Source organism: Gudongella sp. DL1XJH-153, from assembly GCF_049310905.1.
GTDB lineage: Bacteria > Bacillota > Clostridia > Tissierellales > Tissierellaceae > Gudongella.
Map to the genome: position 1 here is coordinate 19,820 of NZ_JBMEMN010000027.1, position 17,112 is coordinate 36,931.

The following is a 17,112-nucleotide window of genomic DNA, read 5'->3' on the forward strand; positions in this document are numbered from 1 at the left end:
TTTAAGCTTTACCAATATCCTTTAGATAGTACTCCTTGGAAGTAAAGAACTCTTTTGTAAGGTCCTTGACCTCTCCATGAAGCATAAACAAAGCGAACATATTCGGGAATATAATCATTGCAAGCATTATATCAAGGAATATCCAAAGTGTCTGTGCTCCGCCTGCTGCTCCAATTACTATTGATGCAAGGTAAACATATCTCATAACTCTTGAGAATTTTAGACCGAATAGGAACTCTGCCTGCTTCTCACCATAGAATATAACCACGATGATAGTTGATACAACAAACATCAACAATGCTACAGTTACAAGAGTACCACCAATAGGTCCATAGAAGTTGTTAAATGCTGCAGCTGGTAATCCTGATGGATTATCCATTGCACCAGGCTGTGTCCAGATATCAGTAGAAAGTACAACAAATGCAGTAGTAGTACAAATTACAAGTGTATCTACTATGATTTCAAACAATCCCCAGAATCCCTGTCTAACAGCATGGTCATTAGTTGCTGCGGAGTGAGCCATTGGAGCAGTACCCATACCAGCTTCGTTTGAATAAACGCCTCTTGCTACTCCCCATCTGATTGATGCTGCAACTACTGATCCTGCAAATCCACCGACTGCTGACATTGGTGTAAAAGCACTCCCAAAGATAAGACCAAATACTCTAGGAACTTCTGCGATATTTACTATCACTATGATCATTGCAGCTAAAAAGTAAGCTCCCGCCATAAATGGTACCAGTTTTTCAGTAGTGCTTGCAATTCTCTTGATACCACCAACAACAACAAGTCCTACTAGAATAAGAGTTACAACACCTGTTATTATTGGATTTAATCCAAATGCTTCCTGTGCTGAAGCGGATACTGAATTTGCCTGAACCATAATACTTGGTATAAGCTCAAGCATTAGCATCAGTGCAAAGAATGATCCTAGCCATGGCATCTTAAGACCTTTTTTCATGTAATACATCGGTCCACCAACATACTCGCCTTCTTCATTCTTTTCTCTGTACTTAAATCCAAGTACGATTTCAACGAACTTTGATCCCATTCCCATCAGGGCCATAACCCACATCCAGAAAATGGCTCCAGGTCCACCAAACATTATTGCTGCAGGTACACCTATTATGTTAGATGCTCCTACTGTTGAAGCTAGTGCAGCTGTTGCAGCCTGAAATGGTGATACTTCACCTTTCTCTGCTTTGGTGAACATTTTCCCGAACGTCTGCTTGATTATGTACGGGAAGTAACGAATCTGAAAGAATCCAAGTCTTGCTGACAGTACAAATCCTCCCAGACCAAGTGTGATCAGCATGGGCCATCCCCACACAATACCCGTAATCCAGTTTACAAAATTAATAATTGCTTCCATACAATACCTCCTCTTGATTTTTTTATCTTAAATGCCTGTGGCACCTAAAATCATGATGATAATAGATAATCAATTGCAAATTTAGTCAACTTAGGGGTATTTTCCAATAAATCTTCTCTTAATACCCTCTCAGTAAACTTATGATAGTCCTTACCCCATGGTCCGATATTGATTATTGGAACAGAAATTTCCTCAAGATCCTTAAATGGGATTGAATAGGTCTTGTTCCAATGGGGCATATTTTTTTCTATATATGGTACTACTGATTCGCTGTTATTTAGAGCTACGTAACTCAGGTCGGAGATTCCCATAAAATAATGCTTTCTAGCATAGCATTGGCCGAGCTCTTCCTTGGCATATTGAATGAGATGAAGTCCTAGATGCTTTGCTTTCTCCGATAGGTCCTTGAAGTCAAGATTTGCAATATGAGGATAATAAGGTGGTGAAAATGCTATTACAACCTTTGGATTCTTGTCATTCATAAAATCGATAGTCAAACTTATGAGATCCAAAGTACTATCTGGTATGTTAGTCTTTCCTTCTGCTATGTCATTTATGATCTTTTCCACTCTTTTGTCATAGGCTTTTAGATACTCATCTCCAGAATCCTCCAGAGCTTGCTGATAAGCTTCTGAAAAGTACATGACATTTGATTTCCATGGTAGACTTTCAATTGGCTGATGACCCATAATCCTGAATCTGCTGTAATGTTCGTTTATTCTCTTGATTACAGTATCAAATGCCTTAATAGTTAATCTTCGTGTGTTTTCAAGAATATCTTTGGGTGTTTGTGTCAGTGTAAGCACAGAGAAGTAACCACCGGCTGATTCTGGTATTGAAGCATCGTATTGTTCCTTAGTATCCCTCATAAAGCTCCAAGATGGTGGAGGTGACACTTCACCTTCTACAACATCGGAGAACAAAGGATTCATATCTGTTGAGGTTACAATTTCTGATAGCACATGTGAAGGATTCAGTCCTTGAAATATATGACCAAGATGAGTTTTTCTTCCTCTTACATAAACTACAACCATGGTTTTCCCCACAGATCCCTCGTAGAAAATCGCCCTGCCCTTTTCGTCTCTCTCATGAGGTTCTCCATCCACGCACATTAGGTATTGAAGTCCATGCTTATCCTTCAATTTTTTTAGAAGGCTTGCTCCTTCTCTGGCACCCTGAGAAAGAGATTCTTCATCAGGTACTGATAAAAACAGTAAATTTCCATTAAATTCTTCAAGTTCCGAATAATCCTTTAGTAATAACATATGTATTGCTCCAGCAGCTTTCATGTCTGCTGTCCCTCTACCAAATATCCATTTACCTGATTCAAGATCATCTCTTGTCTCCTGGTTGATATCAGCATCGGAAATTTTTTCTATAAGTTTCTCAGGATTGTATGCCAAGTCTTTTAGTCTTCCATAATCGTATGAATCTACTACATCATGATGATGCAATAATATTACTGTACCCGGTCCATCTCCTCGTCTAAGTCCCCAAACCACTGATCGTCCTAGTGGATCATCACTTAATTGATATTTCCCATACAATTCCGGATTCTCCTTGAAGTAGTCAAGATCACCCAGCCAGTTATGGATAAAAGCCTCAACGTCCTTCTCTAACTCAGTACCTGTATCACTTTGAATTTCTACTAGTTCATAAAATAATTCTCTCAGTTCATTCTTGTTCATCATATCACTCCCAAGTATTGGAATTCTTTTGAATTATTAAAATATTAACACTTAATATTTATTATACATAACTTTACTACATCGGTCAAATAAAGAGCTCTCGATATTTAACTATCAAGAGCTCTTTATTTCAACATTTAATCTTCATCTATGAATATCTTTACTGCTTCAAAAACCTCATCTTCCCCAATAATAAGAAGAATATCGCCCTTTTTAATTACAGCATATGGCCCAGGCGATAGAATAGTTTCATCAGCTCGCCTTATTCCAACAATTGTTGCACCGGTATTTTGCCAGAAATTTATTTCACCAATTGACTTCCCCGTAATCCTGCATTTATCAGTAATTTCCAGCTCAAACGGAGTCAGTGCTGTAGTATGACTCAATATACTGCTTCTTTCAATAATTTTATCAATGATCTCCAGAATTTCATCCTCAATTTCCTGCTTTTTTTCTGCAAGCTCCATTATTTTCATTCTATAAGAGGTTACACTTTCAATATTTTTAAATCTGTTGATATACTTATATGCCTTATCCTTTGAAAGAATTGTAATACCACTACCCTTGGAAGACTCTACCACACCAACATCTTCAAGTATCTTAATTGCCCTTCTTATGGTTTCAGGAGACACATTGTAGGTGCCAGCAAGGGTTGACCTGCCGTAGAGTTTTTCTCCTTCTTCATACTGACCCTTGTAGATGGCATTTGCAATATCCAGTGCTATTTTTTCATACCTTGGACTTGAATGATTATCATCCATTCTCAACACCTCTTTAACTTTTCTTGAACACTATTTTACCATGATTTGCTTCATCAGACAATCAACGATCAAGAATTGTATTGAGTCTCTGGATTATTTCATCACCATTTATTGCTCTTCCGTCATATTTTAATATTCGGTCATAAATCTGGAGTCTTGTCTTTTCAAGAATTATGCTCTCCAACTGCCCTGTCATATTCTGTTCAACTGTAATTATTTTATCTGCATTCATACCTACTGAATTTATTAACTTATCAGGAAATGGCCAAATATCTCCAAATACAAGTGCGCCAACAGATAAACCTTCACTGTTGAGTCTTTCAACTGCATCAAGCAATGCACCATGTGTGGCTCCAAAACCCACTAAAAGAACTTCAGGGTTATCAACACCTAATTGCTCTGGTTCCATCAGCTCATCTCTAAGACCTTCAAGCTTACTCATTCTCTTCCTCATCATAGCATTTCTGGTCTCAATCGATTCATCAATGTTTCCGTACTCATTGTGTTCATGACTGTCTACCAGAACCACTGTATCTCTTGTCTTACCTGGCAATAATCTAGGTGATACACCTGTTTCCGTATATTTATATCGCTTGTACCTTTCAACATTTCCTCCCTCAGGTTCAGCAATATTTCTTTCAATTGTTATTCTTGAAAAATCAAATGGTTTTGTTGTCATCATATAATCTGTTAGATATTCTTCAGTCATTAAAATAACTGGTATCTGATATTTTTCTGCAATGTTGAAAGCTCTTGCGGCCTGATAAAATGCATCCTCCGGATTTCTTAGGGTAATTACCATTCTTGGAAACTCACCATGTCCGGCATGAATTACAAACCTTAGATCAGCCTGTTCAGTTCTTGTAGATAAACCTGTGGCAGGCCCTGGTCTTTGTGCATTTACAACAACTACGGGTTGCTCTAGTATTCCTGAAAGACTTAGAGCCTCAACCATCAAAGCAAATCCACCGCCTGAAGATCCTGTCATTGCCCTAGTTCCAGCATAGCTTGCACCTAATGCCATATTCAATGCGCCTACCTCATCTTCTATCTGATCAACTACAATTCCCATTTCCCTTGACTTTCCTGATATATAACTCATAACACTTGTTGAAGGTGTCATTGGGTAACCACAATAATATTTTACTCCAGCAGCAATTGCTCCCATTGCCAAGGCTTGATTTCCATTTATGATAATATTATTATCTTCTTTTTTATCCAGCTGTATATGGGTTTCAGTCAAATCAAATCCCTTATCCAAAGCTTCCAGGTTTAACTGTAGAACCTTATCTTTAAATGTCTCTTTCAATGCATTACCTGCAATATCCTTGTCCAAACCAAAGTATCGACCAATTACTCCGAATCCGATTGTCGGTACAACCTTTTCATTCCCGATTTCTTTTGCAAGCCTTTTAAATGGAAGTTGCATAAAACCATCTTCTTTGTAAAAATCTTCATCTAAAATTATCACACCGTCATCTTTGAGATTATTTTTGTGGAAATCAACAGTCTCAGCTGTCATGGCAAATATCATATCAACCTTTGTTGAGTAAGTTGAAATAGCTTTGTCCGAAAACCTAACCTGCATAAAATTATGTCCTCCTCGAACCATGGACATGTAGTTTTTGTAGGTGAATACATTGTAGCCACTTCTTTTAATTGTTTTTTCAAGAAGAAGTACCACGGTCTCAATTCCTTGTCCAGCGGCGCCTCCAATCAATATCGTATAATCCATTCCTTACCCACCTTTAATAGAAGTCTTTTAGAAGTTTTTCAGCATCCATCGGATTCAGTTCTGCATCAACCAATGGTGGACCATCTTTTATAAATTCAAACCTGTCCTCATATGTCTCTTTTTCAACCTTGTAAAGTATTCCTGTTGGTATTTCGTCTCCAAATTCCAAAGCCTTTGCGTAAGCTGCGTTAAAATCTGTATGATCATAATCCTCAGGTAGTTTGTAGACACGGTCTTTATACCATTGGAAAGTATTTACCTTGTTCCAGACCACACATGGTTGAAATATATCCAAATGAGCATATCCCTTGAATAGAATAGCTTCTTTCATCAATTCAACCAGCTGAGGAATGTCTCCAGAAAATCCTCTGGCAACAAAACCTGCACCCATTGTAAGAGAAAGCGCCAGAGGCTTGACTGGTTCAACCTTGACTCCATCATATTGAAGAGTTGTAACCTGTCCCATAGCAGTTGTTGGAGATCCCTGTCCCTTTGTAAGTCCATATATCTGGTTGTCATGTACAAAGTGAGCAATATTTATGTTTCTTCTTATAGTGTGGATAAAGTGATTACCACCCTCTCCGTAAGTATCTCCGTCTCCTGATTCAGCAATAACCGTTAAGTCCTTGTTTGAAAGCTTGATTCCTATTGCTGGAGGTAATGCTCTTCCGTGAAGACCATTAAATCCATTGGCACCAATGTAGTGAGGCATTTTTGCTGCCTGCCCAATTCCTGATACTATCACAGCCATATGAGGCGGTATTTCCAGCTCCTCCAATGCCTGCTTTAAAGCTTTTATAATCATGTAGTTTCCACAACCTGGACACCATGACGGGTCATAAAGTTCATATTCACATGTCATTATTTAATTACCTCCTTTATTCTTCTGTATACTTCATCAATACTAAAAGCCCTGCCATCATACTTTAAGATCTGTATGTCACTTTTAATCAATGCAAACTCTCGCATCAGTCCATCCAGTTGAGCCGTTGAATTATTCTCAATGTCAATAATTCTCTTTGCACTCTTTGACTTTTCTTGCAGAAGTTTAACCGGGAAAGGATATATGTCTCCATAAACCAATGCTCCAATCGAGATTCCCTCCTCCTTCAACAATTCTACAGCTTCCTTTACTGGTCCATATACAGATCCCCAGCATACTACCAGATTTTCTGGACTTTCTACTCCAATCAACCACGGTTCCTGTATTTCACTTTCAAGCAATGCTCCCTTTTTGTTTCTCTTGTCTACCATGTCTTTTCTTACCTGTGCACTTTCTGTTATATTACCGTATTCGTCGTGTTCATCACTGTCCACAAGTACAACTTTGTCTTCAATTTTTCCCGGAATAATTCTAGGTGATATACCTGACTCTGTCAATTCGTATCTCTTGTATCTGCCTTCAGGTAACTTGTCTTCATAGAGAGATCTTTCAATCTTAACCTTCTTAAAATCGAATGGTTCAACTGTAGTAGCACCGTCTGCCAGATATTGATCGCTTAAGAGTATTACCGGTATTTGATATCTTTCAGCCAGGTTGAATGCCCTTGCTGTTTGGTAAAAGGCATCTTCTACATTCCTTAAACTGATTACCATTCTTGGGAACTCACCATGTCCTGAGTGCATTACAAACCTAAGGTCTGCCTGTTCGGTTCTCGTTGGCAAACCTGTTGCAGGACCAGGCCTTTGAACATTGATAATAACTACTGGAGTCTCAATAATTCCTGCAAGGCTAAGTGCCTCTGACATCAGAGCAATTCCACCACCTGATGATCCTGTCATCGCTCTAACACCAGCATAAGATGCTCCCAAAGCCATATTCAATGCAGCCACTTCATCTTCCACTTGTTCAGTAAAAATGCCCAGCTCGTGGCTCCACTTTTTCATATTGCTCATAACCGTAGTTGAAGGCGTCATTGGATAACCACAATAGTATCTGCATCCTGCAGCAGCTGCTCCCATTGCAACAGCCGTATTACCGTCAATTAGTATTCTACCTTCCTCCATACTGTCAAGGTTGAATCTATTTTCTACCATCTCATAACCTTTGGCAAAAGCATCCATATTTACATCGAGAATGCTTTCTTTAAAAGTATCCTCCATTACCTTCAGTGCCTTGTCGGATTTCAATCCTAACATTTTTATGATGGAACCCATTCCCACTGATGTCATGGCTTTTGAATTTCCTGCTTTTTTTGCTATTTCTTCCATATTAAAAGATAAAACATCTTCTTCTTCCGAAACTTCTTTATCCGCCAGAATAATGCCATCTTCCTTTAGTCTCCCCTGATGTACATCTATGGTTTCCTTGTTTAAAGCAAAAATAATATCAATATTTTCCTCGTATGTATACACTGGTTTGTCTGAAAATCTGATTTGAATGAAATTGTGTCCTCCCCTCACTCTGGACATATAATCACTGTGCTTAAATACAAAAAAACCATATCTCTTTAAGGATTTTGTAAGCAGTTCAGACAATGTGTCCATACCCTGTCCTGCTGCACCACCAATTAATACTGTATAATTCATCTTGCATCTCCCCCCTTTAGCCTATATCATATGATTAGTATATACCCTTGATAGTAATATTTATCCATTTGATTAGACAAGAAAGGAAGTGGTTTTATGAGTCTACCTGAAAACACAGATAGCTTGCAAACCTTAATTGGCAAAGGACCTGGAAATGTAATTACAGATGTACCTGGAGTCAAAATTGGACACTACACCTATATGGAGAACGATAGTGTAACAGGTATCACCTCAATAATACCGGCTCAGGGTAATGTTTTCAGAGAGAAACTGGTAGCATCAGCTCATGTGATAAACGGATTTGGAAAATCAGCAGGAATCCTTCAACTCCAGGAACTGGGGTCCCTTGAAACTCCAATTCTACTAACCAATACATTTGCTGTGGGCACTGGCTATTCAGCTCTGGTCAAATATATGCTCCAAGATAATCCGGATATTGGAAACACCACTGGTACTATTAATCCTGTTGTATGTGAATGCAATGACAGTAAAATAAACAATATAAGATCTTTGCTTCTAGAGGAAGAACATATGTTAGAAGCTTTGGGGAATGCAGGGAAAAGCTTTCAACAAGGCGATATTGGAGCAGGCACAGGTATGGTGTGTTATGGACTTAAAGGAGGTATCGGTTCATCATCAAGAACAGTCAAAGTTGGAAATAGCTTCTTTAATCTGGGCGTCCTTGTACTTTCAAATTTCGGTTCTATGGAGGATCTTTCAGTTTATGGGAAGCCAATTGGTAAAGAAATCAAGAATAGAACATCTCCAAAAAGTCAACCTGATAAAGGTTCAATCATTGTTGTATTGGCAACAGATATACCACTGGATTCAAGACAGTTGACCAGAGTTCTTAAAAGAACTCAGTCGGGTATTGCTAGAACAGGTGCCTATTCTGGAAACGGAAGTGGGGAAATAGCCATCGGTTTCAGTACTGCGAACAGAATTGATCACTATTCTGCAGTCCCGATTGTTGATAAAAAAGTACTTCATGAGGATTTCATGGATATGGTGTTTCTAGCAACTGTCCAGGCAACAGAGGAATCAATCATCAACTCGATGCTATACGCCAGTCCAGCAGTAGATAGATATGGTAAAAAAATCTATAGTCTCCATGATTTTAAAGATATTTTTGAATAAAAAATACCATCTATTTTAATTTCTTAAGGTAGATGGTATTTTTATTAGACTATACAATTTTCATGTGATTTTTTCTTTCAATGGAAATAAGCCTTGCAGGAGCTCCGACAGCAGTACAGCCATTTGGGACATCCTTTAAAACCACTGAATTTGCACCTATTTTTGAATTACTGCCAATTTTAACTGGTCCGAGAATTTTAGCACCTGCACCAATAACTACTCCATCATTAACTGTTGGATGTCTTTTTTCGTTTTTGCTTCCACCTATGCCTCCAAGAGTAACGCCATGATATATTGTAACATTATCTCCAACTTCTGCAGTCTCACCGATTACAATTCCCATTCCGTGATCAATAAACAATCTCTTCCCCAGTGTCGCTCCAGGATGAATTTCAATACCTGTTATTCTTCTTGCTCTCTGAGATATCATTCTTGCCAATAGGAGATTTCCTTTTTTGTAGAATCTATTTGCTATTCTATGATATGCCACAGCTTTTAACCCCGGTGAAAAAAGAACTGCTTCTACCAGAGACTTGGCAGCAGGATCATTTTCCATTATATTTTTACCTTCCCCAATAATCCACTTGACCATTTATTACACCTTCCTAAAGATATCTGTAGACAAATATCTTTCACCTGTGTCTGGTAATACAGTTAAGATACGCTTGCCAACTCCCAGTCTTTTTGCAATTTCTATTGAGGCTGCCAGATTCGACCCTGAACTTATACCTGCAAGTATTCCTTGATTTTGTGCCAGCACTATAGCTCCTGCTTTTGCCTTTTCATCTGTCATATCAATAACTTCATCAACTACAGAAGCGTCATAGATGTCAGGGATGAAATTAGCTCCAATACCCTGTATGCCGTGTCCAGCTGGATTTCCACCTGTCAGCACCGGAGATTTAACTGGCTGTACAGCCACAACCCTAATATCAGGATTTAATTCCTTAAGTCGTCTTCCAGTTCCACTGATGGTACCACCAGTTCCTACACCTGCAACGAAGGCATCTACCCAGCCATCCATATCTTCCCATATTTCACTCGCTGTCGTTTGGTAGTGAGCTTTTATATTTGATTCATTAACGAATTGTCCCGGCATAAAGTATCCATATTCTTCAACCATTTCATTAGCCTTGTTCACAGATTCACTCATGCCTAGTTTCCCATCAGTCAATACAAGTTCAGCTCCATAAGCAGCCATAAGATTCTGTCTTTCCAAACTCATTGAATCAGGCATAACAATTTTAACCCTGTACCCTTTGACTGCCCCTATCATTGCTAACGCAACGCCTGTATTGCCACTTGTAGCCTCAATTATTGTATCTCCTGTTTTTAGCAATCCCTTCTTCTCAGCATCCTCAACCATATAAAGTGCTACCCTATCCTTTACACTTCCACCAGGATTGAATCTCTCAATCTTCAAATAGATATCTGCCATATCCTCTTCATTGCTGTCAAATCTAACTACAGGGGTTTTACCGATTAAATCCAAAATATTATTGTGCAACATTCCAACTACCTCCTATACTTTTACAAAATAAAAAACCTCCACCTCAGTATAAAATTAATTATACAGAGGCAAAGGTCATATCTTCGCGGTTCCACTCTGTTTGGGTAACACCCATCTTTTCTGGCACATTTATGCCCTAGTTCTGTATCGGGAACTCCCGTGTTGGCCTACTTCCAATTTCAGCCAATTACTCCTTGGCGCACTTCCATAATGTTTGTATAGCTGTCTTCCACCAATAACAGCCTCTCTGAAATACTCTTCAAAATGTACTTTACCAATTCCTAGTAAATCACTTGTATTTATTTCTTTTTTAATTATAACATGATTATTAAAAATTGCAAGTGCTGATTTGCGAAATTGCTACATCATGATTTTCATTGGCATACTACTTAGTCACTAAAGTATTTTGAAAGTCTGTCCACAGTATCTTTGCTCATGTCAGTATCCAGCATTGGTATCTTTACAAAATCCTTGCCTTCAAACTCTTTTTCAATATCTAAAAGGTATTCTTCTTCCTGCTTCTTTTTTTTCTCCCAGAACTCAGCTCCGATGTTATCTGGCATTATCCTGTTTATTACAAGTGTATCCACAGGGATATTAAATTGGTTCAGCATTTTGATTGCTTTTTTTGTTTCCTCAATAGGAAGTCTTTCAGCATTTAGGACAAATCTTATCCTAACATTATCATTGTCATTGAAAATTTTCTTAATCTCTGCGAATCTTTTTTGCCGCTTTTCCAGAATTTCAAGCACAGGATCCTTCTTATCATATTTTCTTGTGACCATCTTGTTCATATCCACAATCGATTTTCGCTTTTTCGCTAGCGATCCCATCCATCCTTCAAGCAAATCTGGAAGTGTAAGAATTCTCAATGTATGACCTGTGGGAGCGGTATCAAAAATAATGATATCGTATTCTTCGAACTTATCGATAATAATATCTGATATCTTGTCGAAAAGTGCAGATTCATGAGTTCCTGGAGAAACCATTGCAGCATCAAGCTGACTGTTGATTTCTTCAACAATGACATTTGAAAGAATAGTTTTCATATTATCTCTGATTTTATTGATGTACAGTTCAGCTTCATATTCCGGATCAATTTCAAGACCGTCCAGATTTTCTCTTAACTTGATTATTTTCTTTCCGATTTTTACCCCAAGAACATCAGAAATTGAATGTGCAGGGTCTGTTGAAACTAGAAGTGTTCTAAGACCTCGCTCTGCATAACTGATGCTGTTGGCAGTGGAGCATGTTGTTTTTCCAACACCACCTTTACCACCATAAAATATTATTTTTGCCATGTTCTTCCTCCATCAATTTTAAGGATCCAGATCATAATTGGACCATCTCTCTTCCCATACACTTTTTCTGTTTCCCATTCGTTTATCCCAATCCTGGACTTCATCAACCAAATAAGGCAGAAGCTCCAGGGTATAGTAACTGGTAGGAAGGGGCATCCCCAATTGATCAGAAAAGCATATTAGAATGAAATTATCCATTTCTGTTTTTGTCTCGCTTTCAAGCATTTCATAGGCTCTACCTTTAAAATCTGTAGCTCCCTTGAAAAAGAGCCCAAAATCAGTGATAAGTTTCTTAATCTTATTCATATTAGTCCCCTTCTAACAAGATTTCAATGATTATTTAAAAGAGAGAAGCCTGAGCTTCTCTCTTCACTTAGTGTAGATAGTTATTAGTCTAATTCTTCAGTACTTGCAAAAGCTGCTCTAGATTCAAGTATCAATACTATTGCAAGGATAAATAATGCAACAGCGAATACCAAAAGTACTGGATTTGCAAGGTTAGCCATCATAAGCAATACAAGTGCAACCAGTGTTGCTGCAAACATGAATATCATTGGATATACTGCCATTTTGTACTCTCTGCCAGTTCTCTTAAGCCAAAGTGCAAGAGCCAGAAGAGCTAGCGCTGCAAGTAGCTGGTTAGCAGAACCAAATATAGGCCATACTGATCGGTAGCCTCTAAATGCCAATGTTCCTCCAATGATAACAGTAATCAATGTTGATACATATTTGTTTGTCAATGTACTTGTAAACCCATTGGATGTAGCTCCTTCTTTGTCAGATGAAAAGAATTCCTGGAATATAAATCTGGCAAGACGAGTTGCAGTGTCCAATGAAGTCAATGCAAATGCTGAAATTGCAAGAGTAACAAAGTTCTTTGCAATTATGAACGGGAATCCCAATGAAGCCATAAAGGTTCCAATTCCATCAGCAAATACGTTAAGTGCTCCGCCCGCTGAGGTCAATACACCAAGTTGATCTTTTGTAACATATGCTGCTGTGATAATTGCCAGTGTTGCAAGAACACCTTCTATTAGCATAGCACCGTAACCTACCAGCTTAATGTCACCTTCTGTATCTAACTGTTTTGAAGTAGTTCCTGAACCAACCAATGAATGGAATCCTGATATTGCACCACAAGCTATAGTGATAAACAATATTGGGAATAAGTAGTTTGTACCTACTTTAAAACTTGTGTATGCAGGAAGCTGAATTTCAGGTCTCAGAACAAAAAGACCAATTACTCCACCAGCAAGCATTGCATACAGCAAGAATGAGTTCAAATAATCTCTTGGCTGTAAAAGTATCCATACTGGAGTTACTGATGCAACAAATATATACCCCAGTAGAATTATCATCCATGTGTTGACTGATAGATTAATCGGGAACAAAACTCCCACCCATACAGCAACTCCAAGAAGGACTACTCCAATAACTGTACCAACTGCAAGGCTTACGCCTCTTCTATAAACCCCAACTCCAAATATAATTGCAAGAATAATAAATAATATTGATGATGTCGCTGCTTCCGGCGTTGAAACGAATGCAGATGCAACGATGTTTGTAAATGCAGCTACTACAAGAATCAATGTAAGCCAAGCAAATAATGCAAACAGCTTTTTGCCCTTGTTACCCATTGTATGACCAATTACTTCACCTATGGATCTACCTCCATGTCTAACTGATGCAAAAAGAGAACCCATATCGTGAACTCCTCCAAAGAAAATGGACCCTATTACAATCCACAGCATTACAGGTAGCCATCCAAACATGGATGCTGCTATTGGACCAACTATAGGTCCTGCTCCTGCAATTGATGAAAAGTGGTGACCAAGTAGGACTGGTGCTTTAGCTGGAACGTAATCCACGCCATCACTCATTGTATGAGCGGGAGTTTCCTTTGTGATATCAAGTCCCCATTTTTTTGCTAACCATGCTCCGTATGTAGCGTATGCTAGGATAAATGCGATGATACTAAAAATTATTAACCATAATGAATTCATAATTTCCCTCCTTTTTAAAATATAAGTGTCTGACTAATTCTTAAAACTGAAAATCTCACTTACCTCCTTCCCCTTCTTATTTGCTATATTTGATCCATCCTTAAGAGAAACCAGCAATAATCTAATATCGACCCATCCCTTAAATCCGAATGAAAAGCCTTTATGGTACTTAAATCTGGATACTTTATTTAAAACATCATCATCTATTTCACTTAGTGGTTTATCAATCAGAATAACTCCTGTTATGATACTTGACATATGCTCATCATGTAATTCCACAAGCTTGTCAATAGAAGCAATCACATTGTTTGTAATAATTTCAAGTCCCCTATTATCAAGATTCTCCATCATTTTCAATAATATATATTCATTGCTTTCCATTCCATAAATTTTGGCTGATTTGGTAAGAAAATATTTTTCAGCTCTTAAATGGTATTTGGCAAATAAATCAAACTTTTCATCGTTCAATTCGTAATTTCTGAAAAGGTCAAAACTTCTAATGAGTTTTTTTTGCAATTCTTCTAAGTATTCTTCCAACTCCATCAAATCACTCTTTCTGTAATATATTTCTGACAAATGTTTAATTTACACCTTTATTGTACTCCTCCACTAAATTAATGTCAATAAATTATCTCCAATTAATTTCTCACTTTAAAGCGACATCTCCAAATGAATTCCTATATCATCAGGTGTTAATAATCTAGATCATTTGTCATCTGGATACAAGCTCCATTGCTTGTTTTTGAGCCATATATTTTACCTTCTCCGTATCAATGGTAACCATTTCTCTGTTTTTCATAAGAATCTTACCATCTACCAATACTGTGTCTACATCACTTCCATATACAGAGTAAGCCAAAGCTGATAATAGATTATGCTTCGGAATCAGATGTGGTTTGTCCATATCAACGAGAATAATATCTGCGCGTTTACCGACTTCCAGAGATCCAATCTGTTCTTCCCATTGAAGACCTCTAGCTCCATTTACTGTTGCCATTTTTATGGCATCCTCCGCCTTTACGCTTATGGCGTTCTTATCCATGGCTTTGTTTATCAGAGCGGCCAAGTTTAGTTCCTTAAACATATTTAAATTATTGTTTGAAGATGCTCCGTCAGTTCCCAATGAAACATAAATACCTTTGTCAATCATCTTTTGAACCGGTGCAAATCCGCTGGCGAGCTTCATATTGCTTGCAGGGTTGTTGACAGCATGAACGCCTTTCTTTGCCATAATCTCAATATCCTTTTCACTTACATGGACACAATGGGCTGCGAGTGTATGAACATCAAAAACTCCAAGGTCAAAGACATGCTCAATCGGTGATTTTCCATACATTTCATAACTCTCCTGAACCTCCTTCTCAGTTTCAGAAAGATGAATGTGAATACCCGTTCCAAGTTCAGAAGCCAATTCCTTGGCCTTTATCAGAAATTCAGGACTGCAAGTATATGGTGCATGTGGTGCAATCATAACCCTTAACCTATCATTGGAAGCTTTATGATATCTGTTAAAAAGTTCTCTACTTTCATCAAGCTTTTTATCGGGTTGATTTCTGTCTTCAACAATACCTCTGGTAAGCATGGCTCTGATTCCAGATTCCTCAGCACCTTTACCCACTTCATCCATGAAAAAATACATGTCACAAAATGTTGTGGTCCCCGTTTGTATCATCTCTGTCATACTCAAAAGGGAACCCCAATATATATCTTGGCTGGTTAGTTTTGATTCTACTGGCCATATTTTCTCAGTTAGCCACTGATGTAATGGCAAATCATCTGCATAATTTCTAAGCAAACTCATTCCCATGTGAGTATGAGCATTTATCAATCCTGGCAAGGCTATCATATGTTTGCCATCAATCGTTTCGTCTACCTTATACTCCTTAAGTTCTTCACCTATATGAGTGATTATTTCGTCTTCAATATAAATGTTACCATCCATAATGATTTGGTTATCTGAATCAATCGTTACAATATCAACATTCTTTATTCTCAATCTCATATAATCCTCCTACTGGTATACTCGCTTTTCAATCCCTTTTTCTAAACTGAATATGTCCTTTAATCCCTTCAAAAACAATTGATCAATTATTAAACTGTAAAATGTATAAATCTAAGTACCTCTATATAATAATTTGTTGAAAATGTTACCGTTCTAGAATCCTGAAGTTTTGCTCCAGGATAGTTTGAATTCCTTAATGCGTCCATATGCTTGGGGTATTGAACTTCCACGAGGAATTTCTCTGGAAGGTTAAGAATCAAGTCTTGCTTGTCCTTTTTAAGAGACTTACTTACACCTTCCCTGATAAGTTCAAGGGCCATCTCAGGATGAATACTAATTGTTGAATCACCTTTACCTTCTTTTACTGCAACTGTTTCAATGGATGGGTTTAGCTTCTTAACTGACTCACATAATGACCTATCTCCGGAAATAAACAAAATTGGCACTTTATGATAAGCCGCAATATATGCGTGCAATAAAAACTCATCTACAAGTTCCCCATTTAGTTTGATTGAAAGAACACTTGGAGTAAGGGTATGCGACAAGGGACTGCCATCGATACTCGCACCTGAATGGTAACCGATAAAAACAATCCCGTCAAAAGAATCATCCAGATCCTGTACCATGGAGTACAATCCTCCATCCCACCCTCTAATAAGCTTGGAGTTCTTTGGAAGTTGGCTATGATCAATATTTCTTCCGCTTTCATGTGCATCCTTTATTAAAATACACTCTGCACCTTCATCGTTGCATCCATCACAGGCAGCTCCAACTTCGTCAGTCATTTGCTGGGAATAAGCTGAATAGTCACTCTTGTTTTTAGACGTCTCATCCCAGTGTGTTACACCGGTTACTCCTTCTATGTCTGCACTTATGTATATTTTCAATTCAAAACCTCCCTTAAGATGTAATGATTAATCACTTATCATTATAACATTTCAATCAGGTTTTTACATCAATTTAAAAGCTGTAGACATTAAAATATCCATGCATTTATGAGGCCACTGAAAAAGTGAAAAAATATTTGGGAAAAGTCCTTAAGCAAAAAGGACTTTTCTTTTTTTTGTCGAATAA

At 37.9% G+C, this 17,112-nt stretch carries 15 protein-coding genes and 1 other annotated feature; of the genes, 1 reads left to right on the forward strand and 14 read right to left on the reverse strand.

The window, feature by feature from the left end:
* Position 1: 1 nt before the first annotated feature.
* The 6 genes from ACOEN1_RS10380 to ACOEN1_RS10405 form a co-directional block, all read right to left on the reverse strand.
* Positions 2-1,372: an alanine/glycine:cation symporter family protein gene (locus ACOEN1_RS10380; RefSeq protein ID WP_422486829.1), complete on the reverse strand. Its 1,371-nt coding sequence runs from the start codon at positions 1,370-1,372 to the stop codon at positions 2-4.
* Positions 1,373-1,422: 50 nt separating this feature from the next.
* Positions 1,423-3,060, reverse strand: a complete 1,638-nt coding sequence (locus ACOEN1_RS10385) for a M20/M25/M40 family metallo-hydrolase (RefSeq protein ID WP_422486830.1) — start codon at positions 3,058-3,060, stop codon at positions 1,423-1,425.
* A gap of 137 nt (positions 3,061-3,197) precedes the next feature.
* Complete coding sequence (locus tag ACOEN1_RS10390) at positions 3,198-3,821, reverse strand: TrkA C-terminal domain-containing protein (protein WP_422486831.1); 624 nt, start codon at positions 3,819-3,821, stop codon at positions 3,198-3,200.
* A 61-nt stretch (positions 3,822-3,882) separates the two neighbouring features.
* Positions 3,883-5,556 (reverse strand): 2-oxoacid:acceptor oxidoreductase subunit alpha, encoded by a 1,674-nt coding sequence (locus tag ACOEN1_RS10395; protein ID WP_422486832.1) that lies wholly within the window; start codon positions 5,554-5,556, stop codon positions 3,883-3,885.
* Between the two features lie 13 nt (positions 5,557-5,569).
* On the reverse strand, positions 5,570-6,418 hold the full coding sequence (locus tag ACOEN1_RS10400) for a 2-oxoacid:ferredoxin oxidoreductase subunit beta (protein ID WP_422486833.1): 849 nt from the start codon (positions 6,416-6,418) through the stop codon (positions 5,570-5,572).
* Positions 6,418-8,085: a 2-oxoacid:acceptor oxidoreductase subunit alpha gene (locus tag ACOEN1_RS10405; protein WP_422486834.1), complete on the reverse strand. Its 1,668-nt coding sequence runs from the start codon at positions 8,083-8,085 to the stop codon at positions 6,418-6,420. Before ACOEN1_RS10405 ends, ACOEN1_RS10400 begins: the two co-directional genes overlap by 1 nt.
* Before the next feature lie 96 nt (positions 8,086-8,181).
* Between ACOEN1_RS10405 and ACOEN1_RS10410 the strand changes: the two genes are divergently transcribed.
* Positions 8,182-9,222 carry a P1 family peptidase gene (locus ACOEN1_RS10410; RefSeq protein ID WP_422486835.1) on the forward strand — a complete coding sequence of 347 codons (1,041 nt, stop codon included), beginning with the start codon at positions 8,182-8,184 and terminating at the stop codon, positions 9,220-9,222.
* 49 nt (positions 9,223-9,271) lie between these two features.
* Here the strand turns inward: ACOEN1_RS10410 and epsC are convergent, their stop codons facing one another.
* The 8 genes from epsC to ACOEN1_RS10450 form a co-directional block, all read right to left on the reverse strand.
* On the reverse strand, positions 9,272-9,814 hold the full coding sequence (epsC, locus tag ACOEN1_RS10415) for a serine O-acetyltransferase EpsC (protein ID WP_422486836.1): 543 nt from the start codon (positions 9,812-9,814) through the stop codon (positions 9,272-9,274).
* Positions 9,815-9,817: 3 nt separating this feature from the next.
* Positions 9,818-10,732, reverse strand: a complete 915-nt coding sequence (gene cysK / locus ACOEN1_RS10420; protein ID WP_422486837.1) for a cysteine synthase A — start codon at positions 10,730-10,732, stop codon at positions 9,818-9,820.
* A 61-nt stretch (positions 10,733-10,793) separates the two neighbouring features.
* Positions 10,794-11,024, reverse strand: a binding site (T-box leader).
* 97 nt (positions 11,025-11,121) lie between these two features.
* Positions 11,122-12,033, reverse strand: a complete 912-nt coding sequence (locus tag ACOEN1_RS10425; RefSeq protein WP_422486838.1) for an ArsA family ATPase — start codon at positions 12,031-12,033, stop codon at positions 11,122-11,124.
* A gap of 18 nt (positions 12,034-12,051) precedes the next feature.
* Positions 12,052-12,339, reverse strand: a complete 288-nt coding sequence (locus ACOEN1_RS10430) for a hypothetical protein (protein ID WP_422486839.1) — start codon at positions 12,337-12,339, stop codon at positions 12,052-12,054.
* An 83-nt stretch (positions 12,340-12,422) separates the two neighbouring features.
* Positions 12,423-14,036, reverse strand: coding sequence for a carbon starvation protein A (locus tag ACOEN1_RS10435; protein WP_422486840.1), 1,614 nt, complete (start codon positions 14,034-14,036; stop codon positions 12,423-12,425).
* Between the two features lie 33 nt (positions 14,037-14,069).
* Positions 14,070-14,612: a hypothetical protein gene (locus ACOEN1_RS10440; protein WP_422486841.1), complete on the reverse strand. Its 543-nt coding sequence runs from the start codon at positions 14,610-14,612 to the stop codon at positions 14,070-14,072.
* Between the two features lie 136 nt (positions 14,613-14,748).
* On the reverse strand, positions 14,749-16,038 hold the full coding sequence (locus tag ACOEN1_RS10445; protein WP_422486842.1) for an amidohydrolase: 1,290 nt from the start codon (positions 16,036-16,038) through the stop codon (positions 14,749-14,751).
* A gap of 89 nt (positions 16,039-16,127) precedes the next feature.
* Positions 16,128-16,925, reverse strand: a complete 798-nt coding sequence (locus ACOEN1_RS10450) for a M55 family metallopeptidase (protein ID WP_422486843.1) — start codon at positions 16,923-16,925, stop codon at positions 16,128-16,130.
* Between the last annotated feature and the right edge of the window lie 187 nt (positions 16,926-17,112).

Excerpts from the sequence above, each read along its gene's own strand:
- cysK (WP_422486837.1), bottom strand. The coding sequence starts at position 10,732 with ATGTTGCACAATAATATTTTGGATTTAATCGGTAAAACCCCTGTAGTT.
- ACOEN1_RS10380 (WP_422486829.1), bottom strand. The coding sequence starts at position 1,372 with ATGGAAGCAATTATTAATTTTGTAAACTGGATTACGGGTATTGTGTGG.
- epsC (WP_422486836.1), bottom strand. The coding sequence starts at position 9,814 with ATGGTCAAGTGGATTATTGGGGAAGGTAAAAATATAATGGAAAATGAT.
- ACOEN1_RS10390 (WP_422486831.1), bottom strand. The coding sequence starts at position 3,821 with ATGGATGATAATCATTCAAGTCCAAGGTATGAAAAAATAGCACTGGAT.
- ACOEN1_RS10400 (WP_422486833.1), bottom strand. The coding sequence starts at position 6,418 with ATGACATGTGAATATGAACTTTATGACCCGTCATGGTGTCCAGGTTGT.
- ACOEN1_RS10395 (WP_422486832.1), bottom strand. The coding sequence starts at position 5,556 with ATGGATTATACGATATTGATTGGAGGCGCCGCTGGACAAGGAATTGAG.
- ACOEN1_RS10425 (WP_422486838.1), bottom strand. The coding sequence starts at position 12,033 with ATGGCAAAAATAATATTTTATGGTGGTAAAGGTGGTGTTGGAAAAACA.
- ACOEN1_RS10410 (WP_422486835.1), top strand. The coding sequence starts at position 8,182 with ATGAGTCTACCTGAAAACACAGATAGCTTGCAAACCTTAATTGGCAAA.
- ACOEN1_RS10405 (WP_422486834.1), bottom strand. The coding sequence starts at position 8,085 with ATGAATTATACAGTATTAATTGGTGGTGCAGCAGGACAGGGTATGGAC.
- ACOEN1_RS10445 (WP_422486842.1), bottom strand. The coding sequence starts at position 16,038 with ATGAGATTGAGAATAAAGAATGTTGATATTGTAACGATTGATTCAGAT.
- ACOEN1_RS10435 (WP_422486840.1), bottom strand. The coding sequence starts at position 14,036 with ATGAATTCATTATGGTTAATAATTTTTAGTATCATCGCATTTATCCTA.
- ACOEN1_RS10430 (WP_422486839.1), bottom strand. The coding sequence starts at position 12,339 with ATGAATAAGATTAAGAAACTTATCACTGATTTTGGGCTCTTTTTCAAG.
- ACOEN1_RS10385 (WP_422486830.1), bottom strand. The coding sequence starts at position 3,060 with ATGAACAAGAATGAACTGAGAGAATTATTTTATGAACTAGTAGAAATT.